Origin of the sequence: Microvirga alba (assembly GCF_015694465.1) — a bacterium.
Lineage (GTDB): Bacteria > Pseudomonadota > Alphaproteobacteria > Rhizobiales > Beijerinckiaceae > Microvirga > Microvirga alba.
In genome coordinates this window covers 175101-196371 of sequence record NZ_JADQDO010000004.1, presented here as the reverse complement: position 1 = coordinate 196371, position 21271 = coordinate 175101, and the positions used below count along the sequence as shown (strand labels likewise).

At 59.0% G+C, this 21271-nt stretch carries 21 protein-coding genes; 14 read left to right on the top strand and 7 right to left on the bottom strand.

All coding sequences use genetic code 11. The annotated features are described in order from the left end of the window. Position 1 precedes the first annotated feature (1 nt). From I2H38_RS10765 to I2H38_RS10740, 6 genes are all read left to right on the top strand, one after another. A complete protein-coding gene (locus I2H38_RS10765; protein ID WP_196271847.1) occupies positions 2–1171 on the top strand; it encodes a thiolase domain-containing protein in 1170 nt (389 codons plus the stop codon). 2 nt (positions 1172–1173) lie between these two features. Next, positions 1174–1575 carry a Zn-ribbon domain-containing OB-fold protein gene (locus I2H38_RS10760; protein ID WP_196271846.1) on the top strand — a complete coding sequence of 134 codons (402 nt, stop codon included), beginning with the start codon at positions 1174–1176 and terminating at the stop codon, positions 1573–1575. Then, the gene (locus I2H38_RS10755; RefSeq protein ID WP_456085376.1) at positions 1575–2258 is read left to right on the top strand and encodes a CoA transferase subunit A; all 684 of its coding nucleotides are present in this window, start codon (positions 1575–1577) and stop codon (positions 2256–2258) included. The genes I2H38_RS10760 and I2H38_RS10755 overlap by 1 nt, the downstream gene beginning before the upstream one ends. A gap of 12 nt (positions 2259–2270) precedes the next feature. Beyond that, positions 2271–2951, top strand: a complete 681-nt coding sequence (locus I2H38_RS10750; RefSeq protein WP_229426652.1) for a 3-oxoacid CoA-transferase subunit B — start codon at positions 2271–2273, stop codon at positions 2949–2951. 194 nt (positions 2952–3145) lie between these two features. Next, entirely contained in the window at positions 3146–4321 is a 1176-nt protein-coding gene (locus tag I2H38_RS10745) for a thiolase family protein (RefSeq protein WP_196271844.1), read from the top strand. A 154-nt stretch (positions 4322–4475) separates the two neighbouring features. Continuing rightward, positions 4476–4721: a Zn-ribbon domain-containing OB-fold protein gene (locus tag I2H38_RS10740; protein ID WP_229426651.1), complete on the top strand. Its 246-nt coding sequence runs from the start codon at positions 4476–4478 to the stop codon at positions 4719–4721. A 59-nt stretch (positions 4722–4780) separates the two neighbouring features. On the opposite strand, the gene I2H38_RS10735 is transcribed toward I2H38_RS10740, so the two are convergent. From I2H38_RS10735 to I2H38_RS10715, 5 genes are all read right to left on the bottom strand, one after another. Continuing rightward, positions 4781–5665: an amidohydrolase family protein gene (locus I2H38_RS10735; RefSeq protein ID WP_196271843.1), complete on the bottom strand. Its 885-nt coding sequence runs from the start codon at positions 5663–5665 to the stop codon at positions 4781–4783. Positions 5666–5679: 14 nt separating this feature from the next. Continuing rightward, positions 5680–6570, bottom strand: coding sequence for a PhnD/SsuA/transferrin family substrate-binding protein (locus tag I2H38_RS10730; protein WP_196271842.1), 891 nt, complete (start codon positions 6568–6570; stop codon positions 5680–5682). Positions 6571–6599: 29 nt separating this feature from the next. Continuing rightward, complete coding sequence (locus I2H38_RS10725) at positions 6600–7775, bottom strand: CaiB/BaiF CoA transferase family protein (RefSeq protein ID WP_196271841.1); 1176 nt, start codon at positions 7773–7775, stop codon at positions 6600–6602. A 5-nt stretch (positions 7776–7780) separates the two neighbouring features. Then, the gene (locus I2H38_RS10720) at positions 7781–8815 is read right to left on the bottom strand and encodes a CoA transferase (protein ID WP_196271840.1); all 1035 of its coding nucleotides are present in this window, start codon (positions 8813–8815) and stop codon (positions 7781–7783) included. Between the two features lie 209 nt (positions 8816–9024). Beyond that, positions 9025–9933 (bottom strand): LysR substrate-binding domain-containing protein, encoded by a 909-nt coding sequence (locus I2H38_RS10715; RefSeq protein WP_196271839.1) that lies wholly within the window; start codon positions 9931–9933, stop codon positions 9025–9027. 106 nt (positions 9934–10039) lie between these two features. On the opposite strand from I2H38_RS10715, the gene I2H38_RS10710 reads away from it, so the two are divergent. From I2H38_RS10710 to I2H38_RS10675, 8 genes are all read left to right on the top strand, one after another. Next, positions 10040–10651, top strand: a complete 612-nt coding sequence (locus I2H38_RS10710; protein WP_229426650.1) for a glutathione S-transferase family protein — start codon at positions 10040–10042, stop codon at positions 10649–10651. A gap of 10 nt (positions 10652–10661) precedes the next feature. Beyond that, positions 10662–11462 (top strand): alpha/beta fold hydrolase, encoded by an 801-nt coding sequence (locus I2H38_RS10705; protein ID WP_196271837.1) that lies wholly within the window; start codon positions 10662–10664, stop codon positions 11460–11462. A gap of 124 nt (positions 11463–11586) precedes the next feature. Beyond that, positions 11587–12366, top strand: a complete 780-nt coding sequence (locus tag I2H38_RS10700) for an enoyl-CoA hydratase/isomerase family protein (protein WP_196271836.1) — start codon at positions 11587–11589, stop codon at positions 12364–12366. A 79-nt stretch (positions 12367–12445) separates the two neighbouring features. Continuing rightward, entirely contained in the window at positions 12446–13486 is a 1041-nt protein-coding gene (locus I2H38_RS10695) for an ABC transporter substrate-binding protein (RefSeq protein ID WP_196271835.1), read from the top strand. After that, positions 13483–15210 (top strand): ABC transporter permease, encoded by a 1728-nt coding sequence (locus I2H38_RS10690; protein WP_196271834.1) that lies wholly within the window; start codon positions 13483–13485, stop codon positions 15208–15210. Before I2H38_RS10695 ends, I2H38_RS10690 begins: the two co-directional genes overlap by 4 nt. A 5-nt stretch (positions 15211–15215) precedes the next feature. Beyond that, the gene (locus I2H38_RS10685) at positions 15216–16385 is read left to right on the top strand and encodes an ABC transporter ATP-binding protein (protein ID WP_196271833.1); all 1170 of its coding nucleotides are present in this window, start codon (positions 15216–15218) and stop codon (positions 16383–16385) included. Positions 16386–16390: 5 nt separating this feature from the next. Beyond that, entirely contained in the window at positions 16391–17272 is an 882-nt protein-coding gene (locus I2H38_RS10680) for an isocitrate lyase/PEP mutase family protein (RefSeq protein WP_196271832.1), read from the top strand. Continuing rightward, positions 17269–18111: a fumarylacetoacetate hydrolase family protein gene (locus tag I2H38_RS10675; RefSeq protein WP_196271831.1), complete on the top strand. Its 843-nt coding sequence runs from the start codon at positions 17269–17271 to the stop codon at positions 18109–18111. Before I2H38_RS10680 ends, I2H38_RS10675 begins: the two co-directional genes overlap by 4 nt. A 46-nt stretch (positions 18112–18157) precedes the next feature. Here I2H38_RS10675 and I2H38_RS10670 read toward each other — a convergent pair whose 3' ends face one another. Next, on the bottom strand, positions 18158–19591 hold the full coding sequence (locus I2H38_RS10670; protein ID WP_196271830.1) for an NAD-dependent succinate-semialdehyde dehydrogenase: 1434 nt from the start codon (positions 19589–19591) through the stop codon (positions 18158–18160). Between the two features lie 10 nt (positions 19592–19601). Beyond that, complete coding sequence (locus tag I2H38_RS10665) at positions 19602–21146, bottom strand: acetolactate synthase large subunit (protein WP_196271829.1); 1545 nt, start codon at positions 21144–21146, stop codon at positions 19602–19604. Positions 21147–21271: the final 125 nt, after the last annotated feature.

The window sequence follows — 21271 nt, the reverse complement described above, 5'->3', positions numbered from 1 at the left end:
AATGGCGCATCCCGCATTGGCCTATATCGCTGGCGCTTATGAGCATCCGACACGGGATGCCGGTGGTAAAACCCTCGCTCAGCTGCAGATCGAGGCGGCACTCGGCGCGCTGGCCGACGCAGGTCTCAGCAAGGATGACATCGATGGCTTTTTCTGCGGCCCGGACGCTCCGGGAACCGGACCCTTATCCATCGCAGACTACATGAACCTCAATCTGAGGCACGTCGACACAACAAATACGAGCGGATCATCCTATCTGCTGCATGTCTCTCATGCGGCTCAAGCGATCGCCGCGGGGAAGTGCGACGTTGCTCTCATCACGCTCGCAGGACGCCCGCGCGCCGAGGGGCGGGGCAAAGGCGGCCTTGTTCGCCGAGACGACCCGAACCAGCCCGATTTCCAGTGGGAACAGCCCTTTGGTATCCAGATACTGAACGTCTACGGCATGACCGCGATGCGACATATGCATCTCTATGGCACCACCAGCGAGCAACTTGCCTGGATCAAGGTTGCCGCATCGCATCATGCGCAGTACAACGAACGCGCATTCTCGCGCGACCTCGTATCGGTGGAGGATGTGGTCAATTCACCGATGGTCGCCGATCCCCTTCATCGTCTGGATTGTTGCGTCGTGACGGATGGTGGCGGCGCGCTCATCGTGACACGAGCAGAAATAGCCAAGAGCCTGAAGCGCCCCCTCGTCAAGGTCATCGGTGCTGGCGAACGGCCGCAGCATCAGCAGGGGGGGTATTTCGAGATTACTCAATCCGGTGCGTTCTGGTCCGGCAAAGCCGCTTTCGCACAAGCGGGGGTGAGCCCCGCGGACATCAAATATGTTTCACTCTATGACAGCTTCACCATCACAGTGCTGATGCAGCTCGAAGACCTCGGTTTCTGTGCCAAGGGGGAGGGGGGGCGCTTCGTGATGGACGGTAATCTCATCTCGGGCGTCGGAAAGCTTCCCTTCAATACGGACGGCGGCGGGTTGTGCAATAATCACCCCGGTAATCGGGGCGGTATGACCAAAATCATCGAAGCGGTCCGCCAGGTGCGCGGCGAAGCCCATCCCGCCGTACAGGTCAGGAATTGTGATCTGGCGCTCGCCAACGGCATCGGTGGACAACTCGGGGTACGCCACGCCTCCGGTACGCTGATCCTGGAGCGAGAATGATCATGACGGAACGTGTTTTTATTGAGCCTCAACCGACGTCGGAGACGCAGACCTTCTGGGAGGCCGCGAAGGAAGGTCGATTTTTCATAAAGCGTTGTGACGCGTGCGAGAAGGCTCATTGGTATCCCCGCGAGCACTGCCCCTTCTGCACCAGCATGGACACGAAATGGGTCGAGGCGTCGGGTGAGGGGGTCATCTACTCGTTCAGCATCATGCGCCGCGCCAAGCCGCCGTACGTGATGGCTTATGTCACGTTGTCGGAGGGCCCCACGATGATGACCAATCTTATCGAATGCGATCCGGTGGCGCTCAGGATCGGCGATCCAGTGAGCGTTGCCTTCGTGGAGACGGCAGAAGGAAATGCGCTGCCGATGTTTAAACCCAAGGCCGGAGCCGTTCGATGATCGACAAGCGGGTTGCTACTGCCGCCGAGGCACTTGCCGACGTCAAGGATGGCTCGACCGTGCTGGTGGGAGGTTTTGGCCAAGTCGGTCACCCCATGGCATTGATCGATGGTCTTATCGAACACGGCGCCAAGGATCTGACGATCGTCTGCAACAATGCTGGCATCGGCACGAGTGGGCTACCGCGCCTTATGAAGCTTGGACGTGTTCGCAAGATTGTGTGCTCTTACCCGCGCACTGCCGCAGTCTTTTCCGAACTTTACGCTGCGGGAAAACTCGAACTCGAAATCACGCCGCAAGGCACGCTCGCGGAGCGCATTCGTGCTGGTGGCGCTGGCATTGGGGGGTTCTATACCCGGACCGGTGTGGGTACGCTGCTCGCCGAGGGCAAGGAAACGCGTGATATCGGCGGCGTGTCATACGTGCTCGAACTGCCACTCAAGGGAGACTTGGCGCTCATCGAGGCGTGGGAAGCCGACCGGTGGGGCAATCTTATCTTTCGCGGCTCCGGTCAGAATTTCAATCCCATCATGGCGACCGCCGCCGAAAAGACCGTCGTGCAGGTGCAGAAAGTGCATGATCTCGGCACCATTGAGCCAACCGCTGTCGTCACACCCAGCATCTTCGTCGATCGGATCGTCGAGATCCCTTATGCCCCGCCTTACCAAGCGATTTCATATTAAGGAAATTCTATCATGAGATCTGCAGCAGATCGTATGACCGGTCCGGGGCTTGATGGGCGTAAGGCGATCGCAAGGCTGATCGCACGCGATATCCCCGAGGGCTGGCATGTCAATCTCGGCATCGGCATTCCAACTCTGGTAGGCGACCTTGTGCCGGAAGGTCGTGAAGTGCTCTTTCAGTCGGAAAACGGTATTCTGGGCATGGGTCCGGCTCCCGACGAGACTTTGGCCGACCCTTGGCTTGTGAATGCCGGAAAGCAGAATGTGACGCTGCTTCCAGGGGCGAGCCTGTTTGACCATGCCCTGAGTTTCACAATGATCCGGGGCGGCCATCTCGACCTTTGCGTGCTCGGCGCATTGGAAGTCGCGGAGAACGGGGACCTTGCCAATTGGTCAACGTCGGCGAGCGATACCGCGCCCGCTGTCGGCGGCGCGATGGATCTTGCGGTGGGCGCCAGGCGCATCTGGGTTGCCATGGAGCACACGACGAAACAGGGCGTGAGCAAGTTGGTGCGCCACTGCTCATACCCACTGACAGCTTCCGGTGTCGTAAAGCGCATTTACACCAACCTTGCCGTGATCGACGTCACTGCGCGCGGCTTCGAGGTGATCGAATTGATCGCCGACGTCGACTTCGAAACGGTGCAAGCTCGGACCGATGCGAAACTTCACCGCAAAGACGTTGCCGGTTGATCCGCTATACCGCTGGTCTCGTTGAGTAGAGGATCGCATCAAAGGCTGCTGCATGGGAGATGCGCCCTGTAACACCGGTTTGAGTTTACCTCAACACGCGAGTCCACAAACCTCGTTTGACGCTGCCCGATCTCGATCACAGTGTTCAGTATGTTTCGGCGACGTGTGTCGTCGACCTATTCCGAGAATTTCACATGAGCGAAGCCCAACTGAGCAATGCACTGTCCGGAGCGGTTGCGATCTCTGGTGTTGGTCACAGCGACTGGATCGCTGACTACGCCGCCGTTCGCGGCGGAACAAAACCGTATGATTCATTTGGCTATGCGGCCCTCGCGTTTAAACGCGCGCTCGAAGACGCGGGAATCGATAAGTCGGAGATCGATGGAATCGTTTCCGGGCCGCCGACTGCACACGAGCGGATGTGTGAAGTTCTGGGTATTGATCCGAACTGGGGCGCCCAAGCGGATGCGATGATGGGCATTCAGGCCGCCGCAATGGCGATCCACTCCGGCATGTGTGAGGTCGTTGCTCTCGTCTATGGCAACGATCAACGCTCCGCGGCGGTCAACTATGGCGGCTCCAACGCGGCGGGTGGAAATGCCTTCCTCTCCTATATCTATCACGCCCCTTGGGGGTTCACTTCTCAAGGGGCGCTCTATGCGATTATGCTGCGGCGGTTCATGCATGATACCGGTTTCACCGAGGCCGATTTGGGTCAGGTCGCGGTCGCGCAACGTCTGCATTCAAGCCTCAATCCCAACGCGATTATGCAGAAGCGTGTCACTATTGAGGAATACCTCTCGACACATTACGTAACCGAGCCTCTGCATCTGCTCGACTATTGCCTAATCAATGACGGCGGCGTTGCGTTCATCATGATGAGCGCCGAGCGGGCCCGCCGTGGAAAGCGGAAACCAGCCGTTATTCACGGCATCGGCCGCCACGATCTCAGCCGTGACGCGACGAGTCTCGTTCCGCGCCTGACCAACTTCTACCGGCCTGCACAGAAAAAGGTTGCCGAGCAGGTGTTCAATATGGCCGGCGTCGGTCCGCGGGATATGTCCTGCCTGCAAATCTATGACAGCTTCTCTGTCCACATTCCGCTTGCGCTCGAGGGATACGGCTATTGTGGCTATGGAGAGGCGGCGAAATTTTTTGCGGACACTGGGATTTCGTTAGAAAGGGGGCTGCCCGTCAACACCTCCGGCGGTCACCTCTCGGAGAGCTACATGCAGGGCTGGAACCATCAGGTCGAAGCTGTGCGGCAGATTCGAGGCGAGTGCGGCGCGCGCCAGGTGCCGGACTGTCGCTACGTGCATTATTCGTCTGATGTCGCCGGCAAAGCCCTCTCCATCATCTATGGTCACTAGGGAGATCGTCGTGGGAAGTTCGAGCCGGGTCCTCGGTCATTATGACAAGCCGATGTGGGAGAGCATTTCCAACAGGAAATGGGCCCTCCAATACTGTCCGGAAAGCGACAGTTTCCGCTACCCCCCGTCACCGATCTGCCCGGATAGCCTGTCGATGACGTATGAATGGCGGCCCATCAAAGGGACCGGCGAAATCTTGTCCTGGGCCATCTTCCATCGTAAGTACTTCGACGATTTTCCGCCGCCATATAACACCATCGCGGTGCGGCTCGACGAGGGGCCAATCGTCATCTCGAACCTCATCGGTCCTGAGCCTGAAGGTGACTGGATCGGGTGCAGGGTCGAGGTGGTCTACGAGGACAGTGGTGGCGTGACGATACCGAAAATGCGGCTGATCTAGTCGCCATTTTTGGGAGCGCCGACCCACGCAGGCCGGCGCTCCCAATTTGGCAAGGGGGATTATCGCCGGTAGAACGCCAGTGGGTTGTCGACGAAGATTTTCTGGCGCAGCGTTTCGTCACCTGTCCATTCGTCCAACAGATCGATCAGATGGCCGACATCGGGCGGGCTCTCGTCGAGGCTGAGATAAGGCCAATCGCTGCCGAAAACGATGCGATCCGGCACAGCCTTGAGCAGTGCCTCGTAAAAGGGCTTGGCCTCCGGATAGTCAGGCGCGGCTTTCGAGATGCGTATGGGAGTGGTCTTGACCCAGAAATCACCGGCCGGCAGCCATTCGAGGAAAGATTGGAACGTGGTGTCGCCGACGCCCTTCTCCGTTTCGGCATAGCCAAGATGATCGAACATGATGGGGATATCGTAATTGGCCAAAGCCGCGCTATTGCCCATGATGAGATCGCAGCGTCCCCAAACTTGAGCATGCCAACCCAGTTCCCTCAGTTTCGGGGCCATCTTGTCGAGATCGTCGAAATATAATGTCCCCGGGGAGCGGCCGACATGCCCACCGTTCTCGGTGAACCGCACCGCACGAAAGCCTTGCTGGTGCAATTTCTCGAATTCCGCGTCATCGGCATCGCGCGAGACGACCGCTACACCGATCAGCCGGTCCGCTCTACGCGCCAGTGCGTCCGCGACGTTGCTCATGTCGAATCCCTTGGCGGAGGCATGGACAATGACCCCGTTCTCGAAACCGACGGTATCGAGCATTGCCAGATAATCTTCGGCTGGCGCCAGCGGTGGATCATACCGACGTTCGGCGAGGACGGGAAATTTGTCGAATGGTCCGAAGACATGGGCGTGACAGTCCCAGGCGCCCACCGGCAGGGGGATCCTGGGGGGCGAAACCGGTCGTTTCGTGCCGGATTGCGGCTGCGGCTTTTCGTTCATGCCTTACTCTCTCCCTATGTCCATTCGGCACTGTTCGGCCAGAACAGCTCATCGATATGTGGTTTGCGTTGGATCAGCTTCTGGTCGTGCAGATACTCGATCAGTGTCTGGATATTGCAACGGTTGCGCTCTGTGAGTCCGTAGGGCAGAGGATCCCCGTCGAATAGCGCCATTGATTGCTCCCAATGAGGCTCGCCCCACGGGAGGAGGGTGCTGCCGATCTTGCGCCTCAGGGCGGTGCGCTTGGCTTCCTGAAAAAGGTCGAAGATGGCTTTCGGCGCGCCGTAATTCGCCTCGGCAATGCGATCAGAAACAACCACGACATGAAGCAAGGGATAGAGACCGCTTGCGCGATAATAATTGGCCTCTACGCCGTGGGGATCTTCCAGGAGCGGCCGCAGGCGACGCTCTGCGTCAGGCTTTTTCTGGTCGCGCACTCGAATGGAGAAGAAGGCGTCTATCTCGTCGTTGAGCAACTTGTCTTCAAGATCTCCGTCCGTCGGCGTAATGTCCGCCTCCGACGGTGGCGGGAATCGACGATTGGGACCGACCACCCAGGCAATCGTTCCCCAATCGACACCTTCGGTGCGCTTCAAGTGCCCGCGGAACCACACTGAAGTCGTCGAGGTGTAGTCGCGCAGGCCTATCCGCTTGCCTACGAGATCCTTGAAGGAGTGAAGCGGCGATTCACGCCGGACCCAGAGACAAGAATGGAAAAAGGAACGCGCCGGAAACGCCGGAATGGCGGTAAATCTCGGTTGCTCGCGCTCCTTCAGGATAATGTAGCCGGCGAGCGTGAACTCGGCCGCATCAAATGGCTCGCCTCTCAGGATTGCCTGTATTGCCGGGCCGAGCTCCGTCGGCTGATAGCGGAAAAGCGCATTCGGGTCGGTCGGAATAGCCATCGTGTGTTCGTAATCTCGACCCTGGATGATCATTTCTCTTGTCCGGAAGTGGTGAGAGGATCGCGGGCAGCCGGGACCTCATTGTTCGACTCGCTTGCGACGGCGCCAAGTGTCACCAGAGCGTCGATCTCCGCGTTGCTGTAGCCGCCAACTCGGATGAGTACATCGCGAGTGTCGGCCCCGAGAAGCACCGCAGGCCGTCCGACTGTCATTGGGGCGCTGTCGTCCTCGAACAGGAAGCCTTTGACAATATCGCCATCGGCACCTCGCTTAAGGGCTCTGGACCAGCTTACGTCCCACTGCGCCAGTACATCTGTTCCATCGGCGACTGCTGCGGCAGCTACTCCTTCACCTTCAAGTGCAGAGACGATTCTCGCCCCATCATGCGAAGCGATCCAAGCCCCGATCTCAGCCGCTGTGACACCGCCGGTAAGCTTCCGGAGCGAGCGCATGTTTCGTTCGTAGACTGTGACCGCGACCCAGACGCCGTCATTGCTACGGAAGCATTCTTGCAGCGGAATGCCGTCCTGCGCATTGCCTTGTCGCAGCGGTGCGCGCGTCAGAAAGGCTTCGCCGCAGAGGAAGCTGGTCAGTTCCCTCTGCGACATATCGAGATGCGCGCCCCCGGCGCCATTCTCCTTCGCGAACCAAGCGGTCGTGATCATCGCGGAGGCGAATATGGCGACGACCTGATCGGGAAAATTCAGCTCAATGCCCGAAACAACAGGCGGTCCGCCAGCGTATCCGGTGATTGCGGCAAGTCCCGCCATCGCCTCCAACGTGGACCCAAAAGAGACGTATGGCCTGTCCGGCCCGTCTTCGCCCTGGCTGGAAATAGAGGCAAGAATGATGTCGGGATTGACCGCCTTCAATGTCTGGTAGTCGAGACCGAGTCTCTCCAGAACACCACGGCTGAAATTCTCCACGACGATGTCGCTCTTGGCTACGAGCCGTAGGAAGACCTCGCGCCCATGAGGATGCTTCAGATCGATTCCCGCGTTGAGCTTGCCTCGGTTGGTCATACGAAAGAAAGGAGGCAGGTCCGGATGCTCGCCCGCGAAGGTTTCCCCCGACCATTTCCGGAACGGATCCTGATAGGATGGGCTCTCGATTTTTATGACCTCGGCGCCGAGATCGGCAAGAACGGCAGAGGTCGCGGCGCCCGCCGTGATGATACCGAGATCGAGCACACGGCATTGATGCATGGGCCTCATTCGGCAGGGTCCAAAGCGATGGGGATAGCAGAATTGGCAATCGCCGGAGCGAAAGTCCGCTTGTTCCATTTGACTGGCAAAGTTGGCATAGGGACCGGGGCCTCGCCGGTTTCGACCAAATACAAAAAGTTGCGAGCGATCATGTGCGGATTGTCGCGCAGCTCATCAGGTGTCCAGACCGGGCCCAGAGGTAGCTTTTTTGAGAGCGCCATCGCGCGGATTTCGGACCGCGTCTTGCTTGAGAAAATGTCGGCAAGGATGGTGTTGAGGTCTCCACGGTGAAGCCGACGCCCGGCGGCAGTCTGAAACCGCTCGTCATTGAGGCGCACATCGTTGGTTGCCGTCTTCAACGCCTCCCATTCCTGCACGCGATACACGAGAGCGACATAGCCATCGGAGCAGGCGACGACGCTCCACTCAGCGGCGGCTCCAGCGCGCGTGGGTGCGCGCCCCGTGCGGGACGCCGTGCTCAAGGTCTTCCAGTTGAGCCAGACGGCAACATCAAGGAGATCGACGTGGACGGGGCCTCCGGGCAGACCTGCTTTGCGTCGCAACAGGGCGGCGATCATGCCAAGATATGCTGCGAGGCCGCCGGAATATCCAATCTGATGTCCTCCTAATCGCAATGGTTCACGCGTTGGATCACCTACGAGATCGAGAAGGCCGGACCGTGCCTCGACGGTGAATTCGCTTCCGCGTTCCGGAGCATCGCGAGACATGGCGAGGATGACGGCGATTGCGCTACACGATTGCTCCGGCATTGCCGCGAAGCTTGCGGGATCAACAATTAACGCATCGGCCTCTTTCGCGAAGTCCGCGATGAGAGCCGCTCTGTTGCGCGGCTGCGTCGACAGACGTTCCTTGCCTGTGTGCAAGAAGAGGTCAGCTGAAGACGGCTTTGACCCTGGATCTTCAATGCGTATAACGCGCGCACCGAGATCGGCCGCCATCCGACCGCACAGCCCTGCGGCATGGACGAGCGCCTCGGGCGCATCCGTAGCGGTCGTCTCGACGAGCGTGACACCGGACAAAGGTTTCCTGCCCGGTGTCATCGGTCCGCCCGCAGTCGGTCATGGTCTCGTGGCGCCATCTGCAATCACCCATCTCGACTGCGACCCAACCGGATAGCTGGATGTCGCAGAATACGCCTGACGATTGCGGGAGAGGGATGGAGGGGTCAAACGAGGATATTGGGGCCTTCGTTGAAGTAGGCTCACGACGGACGCGAAGACATTGCGCTTTAGTCCTTGTCCTTCGCTTCTTGGACGACCCAATCGCGAAATTCTTTGACCTGCGGCATCTGCGAGGCAGCCTGAGAATAGAGGAGATAAAAGGACGTGCCGGTCGGATAGATAAGCGGGTGCGCAATTACGAGGCGGCCTGCTTTGAGATCTTCCTGCACCAGCCGCTTCATTGCGAGTGCCACGCCGATTCCCTCAATTGCCGCCTGGTAGGCGAGGCTCGAACTCTCGACGCGCATTCCGATCTGTGGGTCGATATCGACCCCGGAAGCAGCAACCCAAGTCTGCCAGTCGTTCGGGCGTGCCGATGAAATTAGCCGCGTCACCGTCTGCCAGCGCGAGGGGGCGCGGCCGAGTTCGCATTCGGCCATCAGTTGAGGACTGCAGACAGGAACGAGATCAATGTCCATAAGCGGGTGCGCAATCAGTGCCGGCGCGGCGGCCGCCACAATCTCCGGGCTACGGATCTGGATCGAAACGTCGGTCGGCAGCGCGCTGAGATCCGCAGCTCCCGGCATCATCGTCGACATCCTGATTTCGCGCTTGGGATAGAGCGCGTGGAAGGCGACAAGCTTCGGAACGAGCCATCTCATGGTGAAGGTGATCGCCGTGTGGATGTGGAGGTAATTTTGCTTGCGCGAGTCGACGAGGCGGCGGGTCGCCCGTTCCATCTGGTTAAACGCATCTGTCAGCGCCTCCACATAGACTTGGCTTTCGGCTGTCAACTTCACCTCGCGGTGGTGGCGTTCGAACAGGGAGAAGCCGAGTATGTCCTCGAGCCCACGAATCTGCCGGCTGATCGCGCCAGGTGTGACGTGCAGCTCGTCGGCCGCGCGAGTGAAACTCACATAACGCCCCGCCGCTTCAAGCGCGCGTAAAGCATTTAAGGGCGGCAAACGTGTAGTCATGGCGATCTCCCTCGACGAAAACTCAATTGTGTTGTTATTGAAATTCTATTGACAAGATTAGGCGCCGGCGTCAACGAATTGAGTAGTCTGAGAGCTGGTAATTGACATGAAACTTTATTCATCGGATCGCTCTCCCTTCGTGCGGAAAGTGCTGGTCTGTGCACATGAGGTCGGCTTGATTGACGACATCGAACGCGTGCCGAAGGTTGTGTCGTTTCTCCAGACCGACGAGGAGGTCGGTTCGCACAACCCGCTCGGGCAACTACCGACGCTCGTGCTCGACGACGGCACGAGTCTTTACGATTCGGGTGTCATCTGTGACTATCTCTCACAGCTGAACGTCGCTACCCTGCTTGTCCCGATCCATCCCGACGCGCGCTTGGAAATGGCCCGGCGGCAAGCGGAGGCGGACGGCCTGCTTGCGAACTTCATGCGCTGGTATGGCGAGCGGCGGCGGGCCGATCATCCGTTGAGCCCACAATATGTGGCTATTTGTCGAGGCAAATTGCAGCGCGTCGCCGACGCGTGGAATAATGCCGCTCCGTCGTGGCACGGACGGCGTCTCGATATCGGCTTCATCGCGATCGGCTGTGCGCTGTCGTACGCGGATTTCCGGTTTTCTGCAGAGAACTGGCGCAGCGAACGGCAGGAATTGGCGACTTGGTACGAGCAGTTGTGCAGAAGGCCTTCCTTTCAGGCCACCGAATTCCGCGAGTGAGGGGTGAACGGTGATCGATTGGACGGATGTCAACGGTGTGTCCCTGCGATATGAATTGGCGGGCACCGGCGAGCGCACGCTCATCCTGCTGCATGAGATGGGGGGAACGCTCGAGACTTGGGACGCGGTGGTCGATCGATTCCCCGACTTTCGTGTTCTGCGGTTCGATATGCGCGGAGCAGGCCTCTCGCAAAAAATCCGAACCTTGTCTTTCGACGAACTGATCGAAGATCTGAGATCGTTGCTCGACGCGTTGGGCATCGACGATCCCGTTTCGATCGCGGGCGTCGCGGTCGGCGCCGCGGTCGCGGTGGGCTTCGCCGCTCGCTACCCCTCTCGGGTCGAGAACTTGACCCTCATGTCGCCGGCGACTGGGATCCCGCAAGAGCGACAGGAGGCGACAATCGCGATCGCCGAGAGCATTCGTGGCGGCGGCTTGCGGGGCCGCGTGGAGGCCCGGCTCGATGCTACTTATCCAGCACGGTTTCGAACCGATCCGGGTCGCTTCAGGGCGTTTCGAGGCCGGGCGATCGGCAACGATCCGGTGAGTTACGCCGCTTATTATCAAATGCTCTTGCAACTCGATCTAACCACCGATCTTGAGGCATTATGCTGTCGGGCGCTCGTGCTTGCGGGTTCGGAGGATGGCACGCGTCCGCCAGAGCGGGTCGCGTGCGATGCCGGCATGATAAAAGGCGCTGTCTTCGAGACGCTCTTGTCCGGCCATGTCATGCCGGTTTTGACGCCCGATCTCGTTGCCGATCGGATTCGTGCATTTTTACGATGCGCGCGCCGACTGCCGTCTTCGTGATTTTTCATCAACACAAGGGCTCGGAAAGCTCGTTTGACCGACGGGCCAAGTCAACCCGAAGATAAGGACACCAGCGGCATACGCCGCGTGCCGCATCAATACTTTTATCGCTGTAAGGACTGCCGTGGCGCTCAAATTCTCAATCGAAGACGGAATTGCAACGCTCCTGCTAAGCCGGCCCGAGGCGCTGAATGCCCTCGATCCCGAGACGCAGCAGGAGCTGTCCGACGCGCTCAATCAGGTGCGGATTGATCCTGCCGTCCGCGTCGTCATTATCAGCGGTGAGGGACAAAAGGCCTTCTGTGTCGGTGCCGACCTCAAGAAAACGATGCCGCCGAAGGAGAGTCACGCGCAACTTAGTTTCGGTGGCGGGTCCCGCGAGCCTCGGTGGATTGACGCGATCGACATGGATAAGCCGATCATCTGCGCGGTCAATGGTCTCGCCATGGGGGGCGGCCTGGAAATGGCGCTCGCGTGCGACATTCGCATTGCAGCGGACACCGCAAAATTCGCGTTGCCGGAGGTGCGGGTCGGTTCAATTCCGGGCGCTGGCGGCACGCAACGTCTCCCGCGTACGATTGGCATGAGCGACGCGATGCTCATGCTGCTCGCGGCAGAAACGATTGATGCGACGGAAGCCTTGAGGATTGGTCTCATCAGCAGGGCCGTTCCGGCAGAGGGTCTGATGACGGAAGCTCGTGCGATTGCTCTAAAAATCGCGGCGAATGCTCCGCTCGCGGTGAATGCCGTCAAGGGGCTTGTGCGGCGGGGACTGAACATGACGCTTGCTGACGCCATCACGCAAGAACGGATGACGTGGGGCCTGTTGCGCGACACAAAGGACCGTATCGAAGGGCGTATTGCCTTCCAGGAGAAGAGAAAGCCCATTTATCGGGGGCATTGAATATCTAAGCGTCGGGGATCCCGCCGCTTATTCTGTGAACGATAACGACGCCACAAGGGCGCGATAACGGGAGGAACTGATGAATGGTCTGCGCAGTCGGCTGTTTGGCTTATCGCTCGGCGTGGTTGCCTTTATGGCTTCCTTTGGGGTCGGGCGCGCCGCTGATCAAGGAATGATCGATGCAGCCAAGAAGGAGGGCCAAGTCGTCTGGTATGTTTCCTTCGTCGAGAACCAACTTGCGCGCCCGATGGCCGCTGCCTTTGAAAAGAAATACCCCGGCATCAAGGTGCAAATCGTGCCGGGAACGGCGACCGATCTCCTCCTGAAGCTGCTCGGGGAGGCCCGTGCCGGGGGCGTGCGAGGCGATGTCCATCACGGTGGCTCAGCGGTCTGGCCCTTGATCAAGGCCAATGCAGTCGAGAAGTATATTCCAGACTCGGCGAAAGACTACCCGGCGGAGCTCAAAGACCCCAATGGGATGTGGACGGCGGACGCGCTCTACTTCCTGGTCGCCGCGGTGAACACAGACTTGGTCAAGGCTACGGACGAGCCGAAGGGCTATCAGGACTTGCTCGATCCGAAGTGGACCGGCAAGATCGCCTGGACAAACCAACTGACGCAAGGGGGCGCCGCAGGCTTTATCGGAACGATATTGCAGAGCATGGGGCAGGACAAAGGCCTAGCCTATCTTCAAAAGCTGGCTGCGCAAAAACTCGTCAATGTGCCTTCCAACCAGCGCGTGGTGCTCGATCAGGTGATCGCTGGCGAATATCCTCTCGCAATCGCAACATTCAACAATCATTCGGACATCAGCGCTGCCAAAGGCGCGCCGGTAAAGTGGCTGAAACTTGAGCCCGTCACCGCTACGCTCGATATCGTGATGCTGCTCAAGGGACCGAACCCCAACGCTGGCAAACTCTTTATCGATTTCAGTTTGTCGGAAGAGGGGCAGCATGTCATCCGTGATGCGGGGTACATCCCCTCGCACCCGAAGGTATCCGCCAAGGTCCCGGCCGAAAAGCCGGAGGGCGGCAACTTCAAGGCGCAAGTGCTGACGCCGGAAATCGTTGAGACCGAACTGCCGAAGTGGGTCACCGTCTACAATGAGTTGTTCCGATGAGTACGCTTGATCTCGCTGCGCCTTTGCCTGTTTATCGCAAGCCTCTAGGCGAGCGGATCCTTGAGAGGCTTCCGGCTATTGTTCTCAGTGTCATTCTGGCAGCAATTGTCATTCCGCCGGTCATTGTGCTGATCCGGACAAGTTTGCGGGGCGAGGATCTCGGATTTACCCTCGCCAATTACGCGATGCTATTCAACGATCCGCACCTTTATGTAAGCGCGTGGAATTCGGTGTCGTTCGCCGCCCTGGCGATGGTGTTATCACTTGTCAATGGCGGCCTCGTTGCCTGGCTGGTCGAGCGCACCAATGTGCCTTTCAAGCCGCTCGCTTACATTTCGGCAATTATTTCACTCGGCACACCCTACATCATCTACGTCAGCGCTTGGCTGTATATTCTTGGCCGCGCAGGGCCGGTGAACAGCATCTATCGCGCGCTGGCTGATTCATCAGGGACATTCTTCAACGTCTATTCGATTACTGGGATGGTTTTGATTGAAGGATTCTTGTGGTCGCCGCTCGTGTTCCTGCTCCTCTCAGCCACGTTTCGTCGGTCGAATGCTGATATGGAGGAGGCGGCGCGCATGGCAGGCGCTTCCGTCTTCGCGACTGTGACGCGCATTTCACTCAGGCTCGCCCTTCCGGCCATTTTGGGCCTCGGTCTTTTTGTCTTCATTCGCAATCTTGAGGCGTTCGATGTTCCGGTGCTTATCGGTACTCCGTCCAAGATCAGCTTGCTTACGACGGACATCTATCTGTCGATGACCCGCGTTCCGCCGCAGATGGGCCACGCCAGCGCATTCTCGGTGGTGCTGATGGTGGTGGTTGCGGTGCTCCTGCACTACTATGGCAAGCTGGCAAAGCACGCGGAGCGCTTTGCCTCCATCACCGGCAAGGGCTACCGTCCGCGACCGTTCGATCTCGGGCGAGGTCGGTGGATTGGTGCCGCACTGATCTTGTTCAATGGTTTCGTCGTTCTGATTTTGCCGCTTGCGGCGATTCTCTATAATTCGCTGACGCCATTCGCCCGCCCGATGAACCTGGCGGGGTTGATGAACCTTACGCTCGACCATTATCGCGCAGTGTTTGCCCAAGCCTACTACCTGGAGCTTGCTCTGAACACTCTCATTGTTGCGGTCGCCTCCGCGACAGTCGCGATGACGATTACCTCGATTGCGGCGTGGATGAGCGTCCGGCGCTGGCGTGGCAGCGCGTTGCTCGATCAGCTGACCAGCGTTCCGCTCGTCTTCCCCGGCATCGTTCTAGGTGTCGCGATGATCGAGATGGCGCTGAATTTCCCGCTTCCCGTTTACGGCACATTGTGGGTGATCGGCTTTGCATTTGTGATCCGCTATCTTCCCTATGGGATGCGTTATTCACACGCAGGCATCATACAGATTCATCGCGAACTGGAAGACGCCGCCAGCATTTCGGGTGCCACGAAGGTCACAACCCTGAAGCGCATTCTTGTTCCGTTGATCTCACCATCGCTCATCGCCGGATGGCTTTTCATTTTCCTCATCGCGGCAAAAGAACTTTCGATTGCTGTTTTGTTGGCAGGCTACAACGCAAAAACAATGTCGGTTGCGATGTTCGATCAGTGGGTCAACGGAGCTGGCGGCGAAGTTGCTGCCATGGGTGTCGTATGGACCGCTGCGATGACGCTATTCACCGCTACCTTGTATATCATCACCCGTCGACGCACTGATCTGATTTCTGGAAAGTAATCCTGATGAAGAATGTCCAACCATCACTCACGGTCAGCGGTCTATCTAAAATCTATTTAGGAACGACCGGCGGCGTCCGACAGGCCGATTTTGAACTGAAGAATGGCACCTTTTTCACGCTTCTTGGGCCATCCGGATGTGGCAAGACAACGACGTTGCGCTGCATCGCGGGCCTCGAAACTCCCAACACTGGTGCAATCCGCCTTGGAGCGACCACTTTTTTCGACGCCGGCACCGGCCAGCACATTCCCCTCAACCGACGCAACATCGGCATGGTCTTTCAGTCCTACGCCATCTGGCCTCATCTGACAGTATTTGAGAATGTTGCCTTTCCGCTCCGTGTGGGGCGCGAGAAGTATACCTCAACGCAGGTGAAGGAGATGGTGGAGAAGGCTCTTGCATCAGTCGATCTCATGGGTTTTGAGAGTCGCTCTGCCACTCAGCTATCAGGTGGACAGCAGCAACGCGTGGCGCTCGCTCGAGCCATTGTTAAAACACCCAGTCTGCTTCTTCTTGACGAACCGCTTTCGAATCTCGACGCTCTGCTGCGCGATGAGATGCGGGCGGAACTCAAGAGCCTGCAGGCTCGCCTCGGGGTAACGACGATCTATGTCACGCATGATCAAGCCGAGGCATTGGAAATGTCCGATCTGATCGCGGTGATGAACAAAGGTCTCATCGTGCAGATGGGAACCCCGCAGGATATCTATTTTCGCCCGGCAAACGGCTTCGTTGCGAGTTTCATGGGGTCGACCAATGTTATTCAGGCAAAGGTCGATGCCGATGTGCCAGAAGATGCCTTCGGGTCGGTCACGCTTGCGAGCGGGCGCAAAATTGCCTGTCGTTTTACACGCAGCATGAAAGCCGGCGAGACGATTGTCGTTTCGATCCGGCCTGAGAATATTGCCCTCTCGTTAACCCCGAACGGTGGCCAGAACGTCAATCAGATCCAAGGGACGATAAAATCAGCCGGATTTCTTGGTCATCTCATTCGCTACGAAATCGATATCGGAGGACAATTGCTTCACGCAAATGTCGGTTCGCACGACGTGTTCGAGAAGGGCTCCTCGGTGTCGGTTGAATTCGATTTCCAGAACGCGCTGGCTCTCACTGTCGATGAGGGGGACGACGCCGCGGAATTCGGCCGTGGTCGACGCAATCAGGTTGCGGCGTAGGGCGCATGGATACTCGCAAACGCCGCGATGCCATGAGGCGTATTCTGGGTGGCGAGGGCTGCATCCGCCCCGGCATCGTCTTTGACCCTCTGTCGGTGCGGATCGCCGAAAGCCTCGGTTATGAAGCGGGTATGATTCCTGGCTCAGATGTGGCGCTCTCTGTCCTCGGCGACCCGGACATCGCTCTCGTGACAATGTCGGAGTTCGTCGATCAGGTCCACCGTATGACCCGTGCGAGCAGCCTCCCCCTCATCGCGGATGGGGATCACGGCTATGGCAACGCCATCAATGTGCGGCGCTTTGTGCGTGAATTGGAGACTGTCGGGCTCTGCGCGGTTACAATTGAGGATACCGAGCTTCCGGCTGCTTTCGGCACGACGCAAAACAGGCTTATCCCGATTGACGAGGCACAAGGCAAGCTGCGTGCGGCGCTCTCGGGGCGGGATGATCCAAGTTTCATCGTCGTCGGGCGTACCAATCTGGGGCTCGCCCAGGGAGGCCTCAACGAAGCGATAGCGCGGGTTCGCGCCTTCGAGGAGACCGGCGTTGATGCGATCTTCGTCCAAGGTGTCAAAACGCGGGCCGAACTCGAGAACCTCACGGGTGCTGTTACACTTCCGTTTGTTATGCCCAAACCAGGGCCCGACTTTGATGATGACACCTATCTCGCCTCGCGGGGAGTGCGCATCGCTTTTCCAAGCGGCACCAAGCCCATGACCGCCGCGATTGGCGCTGCGCATCAGGCATTGGTGGCGCAGCGGCCGGGTGGGGGGTACCTCGCTGCCAATCATTCCGAGCTCATGCGCCATCTCACGAACGCCGCCGAATACGAGCAAGCCAGGCGGCAATATCTGTCGGCACCCAGTAAAGACCGGACCCTCTCATGAAATTTGCAAGCTACATCAAGAATGGCACGGCGACATTCGGTGCACTTTCCGGTGAAGGGCTGGTGACGTTGGCGGCCAGGTTGCCCGGCATCGAGACACTCCGTGGCGCCATCGAGGCCAATCGGCTCGCCGAGCTTGGCGCCATCGCGCGGGAGACCACACCCGACGTTTCACTTGTCGAGGTGACGTTCCTACCCATTATTCCCGAGCCCTCAAAAACGCTCTGTGTGGGCGCCAACTATCGAGACCACGCTGCGGAGGCAGGGAAAACTGAAAAGGCTTGGCCGGGATATTTCATTCGCGTCGATGACACGATTGTCGGTCACGACATGCCGCTGGAAGCGCCACAGGCGTCAGAGCAGTTCGATTTCGAGGGCGAGTTGGCGCTGGTGATCGGAAAGCCTGGCCGCCACATCCTCGAGAGCGAAGCTCTGTCTTATGTTGCAGGCTACACCTGCTTTATGGATGGTAGCGTTCGCGACTATCAAAAGCGCTGCATCTCGGCCGGCAAGAATTTTCAGGCATCCGGATCGAGCGGTCCGTTTCTGGTGACAGCGGACGAGATTCCGGATCCGTCCACGCTCAGTTTGTCGACTTTCCTTAATGGGGAACGCGTGCAGCATTCGGGGCTCGACATGCTGATCCATTCGATCCCGAAAACGATCGCCTATCTCTCAACCATCATCCAGCTCCGGCCAGGAGACGTCATCGCGACTGGCACACCCGCGGGCGTCGGCCATGCGCGACAGCCGCCGCTTTGGATGAAGCCAGGCGACCGCATTTCGGTGGAGATATCTGAAATCGGAAGATTATCGAACCCGATCATCGCGGGGGCTTGAAAGAGAAATGCGGCGACATTGCGGGCGCCGCATTTCCTGACCAAGGTCAGGTCATTGCGTGTGTGACGAATTTGAATGTCATGTATCCCTCGAGCGCCTCGGCTCCTCCTTCGGAGCCGTATCCTGAATCCTTGACTCCACCGTGCGGCAACTCCGGCAACGACATGCCGTGGTGGTTGATGGTCATCATTCCCGTCTCTATCCCTGACGAAAGCTTATGTGCCGCGCTCGATGAGCCGGTGAAAGCATAGGTGGCCAGCCCATATGGCAACCGATTAGCCTCTTCAATAACCTCCTCGATTTCCGTGAAGGGCGCGAACAAGGCGAGCGGTCCGAAGGGCTCCTCATTCATGAGCCGTGCTTCCTTCCCGAGCCCGCTGATGACCGTCGGGGCGAAGAAATGCCCCTTGTTGCCCACCCGTTTTCCGCCGAGGTGGATCTCGCCGCCTGTCCTGGTCCCATCGGCAACGAGTTCCTCCATCGCCTCCATGCGCCGGCCATGAGCAAGCGGGCCCATCGTTGTCGTCTCGTTTGAGCCGTCGCCGACACGAATTGACTTCGCACTTTCGATGAAAGCATCGAGGAAACGATCGTAGACCCCCCTCTGCACCAGAAACCGCGTCGGCGCGATGCAGACCTGTCCCGCATTGCGGAACTTCGCCATGGCGAGGGTTTTTACCGCACGATCGAAATCGGCGTCGTCGCAGACGATAGCCGGCGCATGTCCGCCGAGTTCCATCGTGCATCGCTTCATCTGGGCTCCGGCCTTGGCCGCGAGCATTTTTCCGACCGCCGTTGAACCCGTGAACGATATCTTTCTGATGGCGGGATGAGCGATCAGAAAGTCAGAGATGTCATTCGGAACGCCAAATACCAAAGATACGACGCCCGCGGGGACGCCCGCATCCGCAAATGCCCGCACGAATTCGGCACAGCACGAAGGCGTGTCCTCCGGTCCTTTCAAGATGATGGGACATCCTGCGGAAAGTGCGGCCCCGATCTTGCGGGCCGCCTGGGCTATGGGGAAGTTCCAAGGCGAAAAGCCTGCCACAACACCGAGCGGTTCGCGGAACACTGTCTGCACGACGTTCGGCGTGCGGGCCGGTATGACACGACCATAGGTACGTCGTCCCTCTTCGGCGAACCACTCGACGATGTCGGCGCTGTTGAGAACCTCGCGCTCCGCCTCCGCAAGCGGCTTCCCCTGTTCAGCAGTCATGATCGTGGCGATTGCCCCGGCGCGTTCGCGCACGAGAGCGGATGCTTTGCGGAGAATTCCGCTGCGCTCAAGAGGCCCTAGCGCTCGCCAGCCGGCAAAAGAGCTCGACGCGGCCGACACGGCTTCTTCGAGATCGCCGATGCTGGCGATGGCAAAGGTCCCGATCTCCTCTTCCGTGGCCGGATTGAAGACCGGCCCCACCTCGCCCCCTTGCGCGGGGCGCCACCGGCCAGAGATGAAAAGATTTGCATTAGGATACATCTTACATTCCCTATGAGAGTGCGACCTCGATGAGCGACGGGCCGCGTTGCGCGACCCCTGCTCGCAGGGCACGGTTGAATTCATCCATTGTCGTTACTCGTTCAGCGGGAACGCCGAAGCTTTTGCTCAGTGCAGTCCAGCCGATCGGCGGGTTGTTGAAGGACAGCATCCGGATTGCATTCTCACCCGGATTCTCGATGCCCACATTCTTCAGTTCATTGCGGAGGATCGCATAAGAGTTGTTGGCGAAAACGATTGTGAGGATGTCCAGGTTCTCGCTCGCATGCGTCCAGAGCGACTGAACTGTGTAGAGCCCACTACCGTCCGCCTGAAGCAAGATGACCTTGCGGTCGGGGCAGGCGATCGCTGCACCTGCGGCCATCGGAAATCCGATCCCGATCGCCCCCCCGGTCAGCGACAGATAGTCATGCGGAGCGGCCGCGCGGGTGGTGCCGAAAATCGGGCGGCCTGTTGTCACCGCTTCGTCGCACAAGATCGCATTTTCGGGCATCAATGCAGCGAGCGACTGCGCGATTTTCTCCGGTGTGATACCGCCGTCCGGCAACTCCATATTCACGCGAGCAATCCGCAGATCGCTGTTCGCCTTTGCGCCGACCTCATCGGCAAGTGCCGCGAGTGCCCCTCCGATATCGTTTGCGCCCGAGGCGAGCTCGATGAACCGGCATGTTTGGGGCGCGAAAGCGCTCGGCTTTCCCGGATGAGCAAAATTTGCCACGGGCGGCTTGGAGCCAACCAGCACGATCGTGCGCACGCCCTTCAGCATCTCCACAGCCTGATCGGTTTGCGTCGGTAAACGCGCGATCGGTACACGGCCGGCCCCCCGCTCGATGCGGGGATCACGTCCCTGAGCCAGAAGCTTGGCTTGCGTCTTGCTACCGATAGCGGCCGCAAGTTCAATCATATCCGCCCGCAGAGCCTTGCCGCCGAGAAGGATGACGGCGCCGCCTTGCCGGAGCAAGGCCGCGACTTCGCGAACCGTATCGCCCGAGACACTGGCTGGTGCCTGTTTGGGTGCAATCGTTCCGATCACGCCGCCTTCACTCCAAGAGGCATCCGCAGGCAGGATCAGCGTCGCAATCTGCCCTGGGCTTAAGCTCGCTGCGGCGATCGCTTCTGCTGCCTTCGGTCCGACCTCGGCGGATGTGTCAGCCCGACCCAGCCAATGGGACATCGGGCGAGCCAGGCCTTCGACATCCGACTTCAATGGCGACTCATGTCGCAGATGATAGGTTGCATGGTCCCCGACGATATTGATCATCGGAGTCTGCGCTTTACGGGCGTTGTGCACGTTGGCGAGGCTGTTGGTCAGGCCGGTCCCCAGGTGGGTGAGCGTCGCTGCCGGTTTGTCAGCCATCCGCGCGTAACCATCGGCCGCGCCCGTTGCGCCGCCCTCGAACAGGGAGAGGACGCACCGAACTCCGGACACGCGGTCGAGAGCCGCAACGAAGTGCATCTCGGAAGTGCCGGGATTGGCGAAGCAAACGTCGACATCGGCGTTCCTGAGAGTTCTTACCAGCGCTTCTGCACCATTCATCGATCAAAGTCCTATTCGAGATATTCGTGATGCCGCAGGTCGGGGGACCTTGTCGGCAGCAATACCGTGGTTCAGGCCTGCTCGATCGTCAAAAGAGCATTCCTCATGGTTGCTTGAGGTCGGTG

What these genes read in the sequence shown, in the direction of transcription:
- I2H38_RS10765 (WP_196271847.1), top strand. Translation starts at nt 2, where the DNA reads ATGGCGCATCCCGCATTGGCCTATATCGCTGGCGCTTATGAGCATCCG.
- I2H38_RS10760 (WP_196271846.1), top strand. Translation starts at nt 1,174, where the DNA reads ATGACGGAACGTGTTTTTATTGAGCCTCAACCGACGTCGGAGACGCAG.
- I2H38_RS10750 (WP_229426652.1), top strand. Translation starts at nt 2,271, where the DNA reads ATGAGATCTGCAGCAGATCGTATGACCGGTCCGGGGCTTGATGGGCGT.
- I2H38_RS10745 (WP_196271844.1), top strand. Translation starts at nt 3,146, where the DNA reads ATGAGCGAAGCCCAACTGAGCAATGCACTGTCCGGAGCGGTTGCGATC.
- I2H38_RS10740 (WP_229426651.1), top strand. Translation starts at nt 4,476, where the DNA reads ATGACGTATGAATGGCGGCCCATCAAAGGGACCGGCGAAATCTTGTCC.
- I2H38_RS10735 (WP_196271843.1), bottom strand. Translation starts at nt 5,665, where the DNA reads ATGAACGAAAAGCCGCAGCCGCAATCCGGCACGAAACGACCGGTTTCG.
- I2H38_RS10730 (WP_196271842.1), bottom strand. Translation starts at nt 6,570, where the DNA reads ATGGCTATTCCGACCGACCCGAATGCGCTTTTCCGCTATCAGCCGACG.
- I2H38_RS10725 (WP_196271841.1), bottom strand. Translation starts at nt 7,775, where the DNA reads ATGCATCAATGCCGTGTGCTCGATCTCGGTATCATCACGGCGGGCGCC.
- I2H38_RS10715 (WP_196271839.1), bottom strand. Translation starts at nt 9,933, where the DNA reads ATGACTACACGTTTGCCGCCCTTAAATGCTTTACGCGCGCTTGAAGCG.
- I2H38_RS10710 (WP_229426650.1), top strand. Translation starts at nt 10,040, where the DNA reads ATGAAACTTTATTCATCGGATCGCTCTCCCTTCGTGCGGAAAGTGCTG.
- I2H38_RS10695 (WP_196271835.1), top strand. Translation starts at nt 12,446, where the DNA reads ATGAATGGTCTGCGCAGTCGGCTGTTTGGCTTATCGCTCGGCGTGGTT.
- I2H38_RS10690 (WP_196271834.1), top strand. Translation starts at nt 13,483, where the DNA reads ATGAGTACGCTTGATCTCGCTGCGCCTTTGCCTGTTTATCGCAAGCCT.
- I2H38_RS10685 (WP_196271833.1), top strand. Translation starts at nt 15,216, where the DNA reads ATGAAGAATGTCCAACCATCACTCACGGTCAGCGGTCTATCTAAAATC.
- I2H38_RS10680 (WP_196271832.1), top strand. Translation starts at nt 16,391, where the DNA reads ATGGATACTCGCAAACGCCGCGATGCCATGAGGCGTATTCTGGGTGGC.
- I2H38_RS10675 (WP_196271831.1), top strand. Translation starts at nt 17,269, where the DNA reads ATGAAATTTGCAAGCTACATCAAGAATGGCACGGCGACATTCGGTGCA.
- I2H38_RS10670 (WP_196271830.1), bottom strand. Translation starts at nt 19,591, where the DNA reads ATGTATCCTAATGCAAATCTTTTCATCTCTGGCCGGTGGCGCCCCGCG.
- I2H38_RS10665 (WP_196271829.1), bottom strand. Translation starts at nt 21,146, where the DNA reads ATGAATGGTGCAGAAGCGCTGGTAAGAACTCTCAGGAACGCCGATGTC.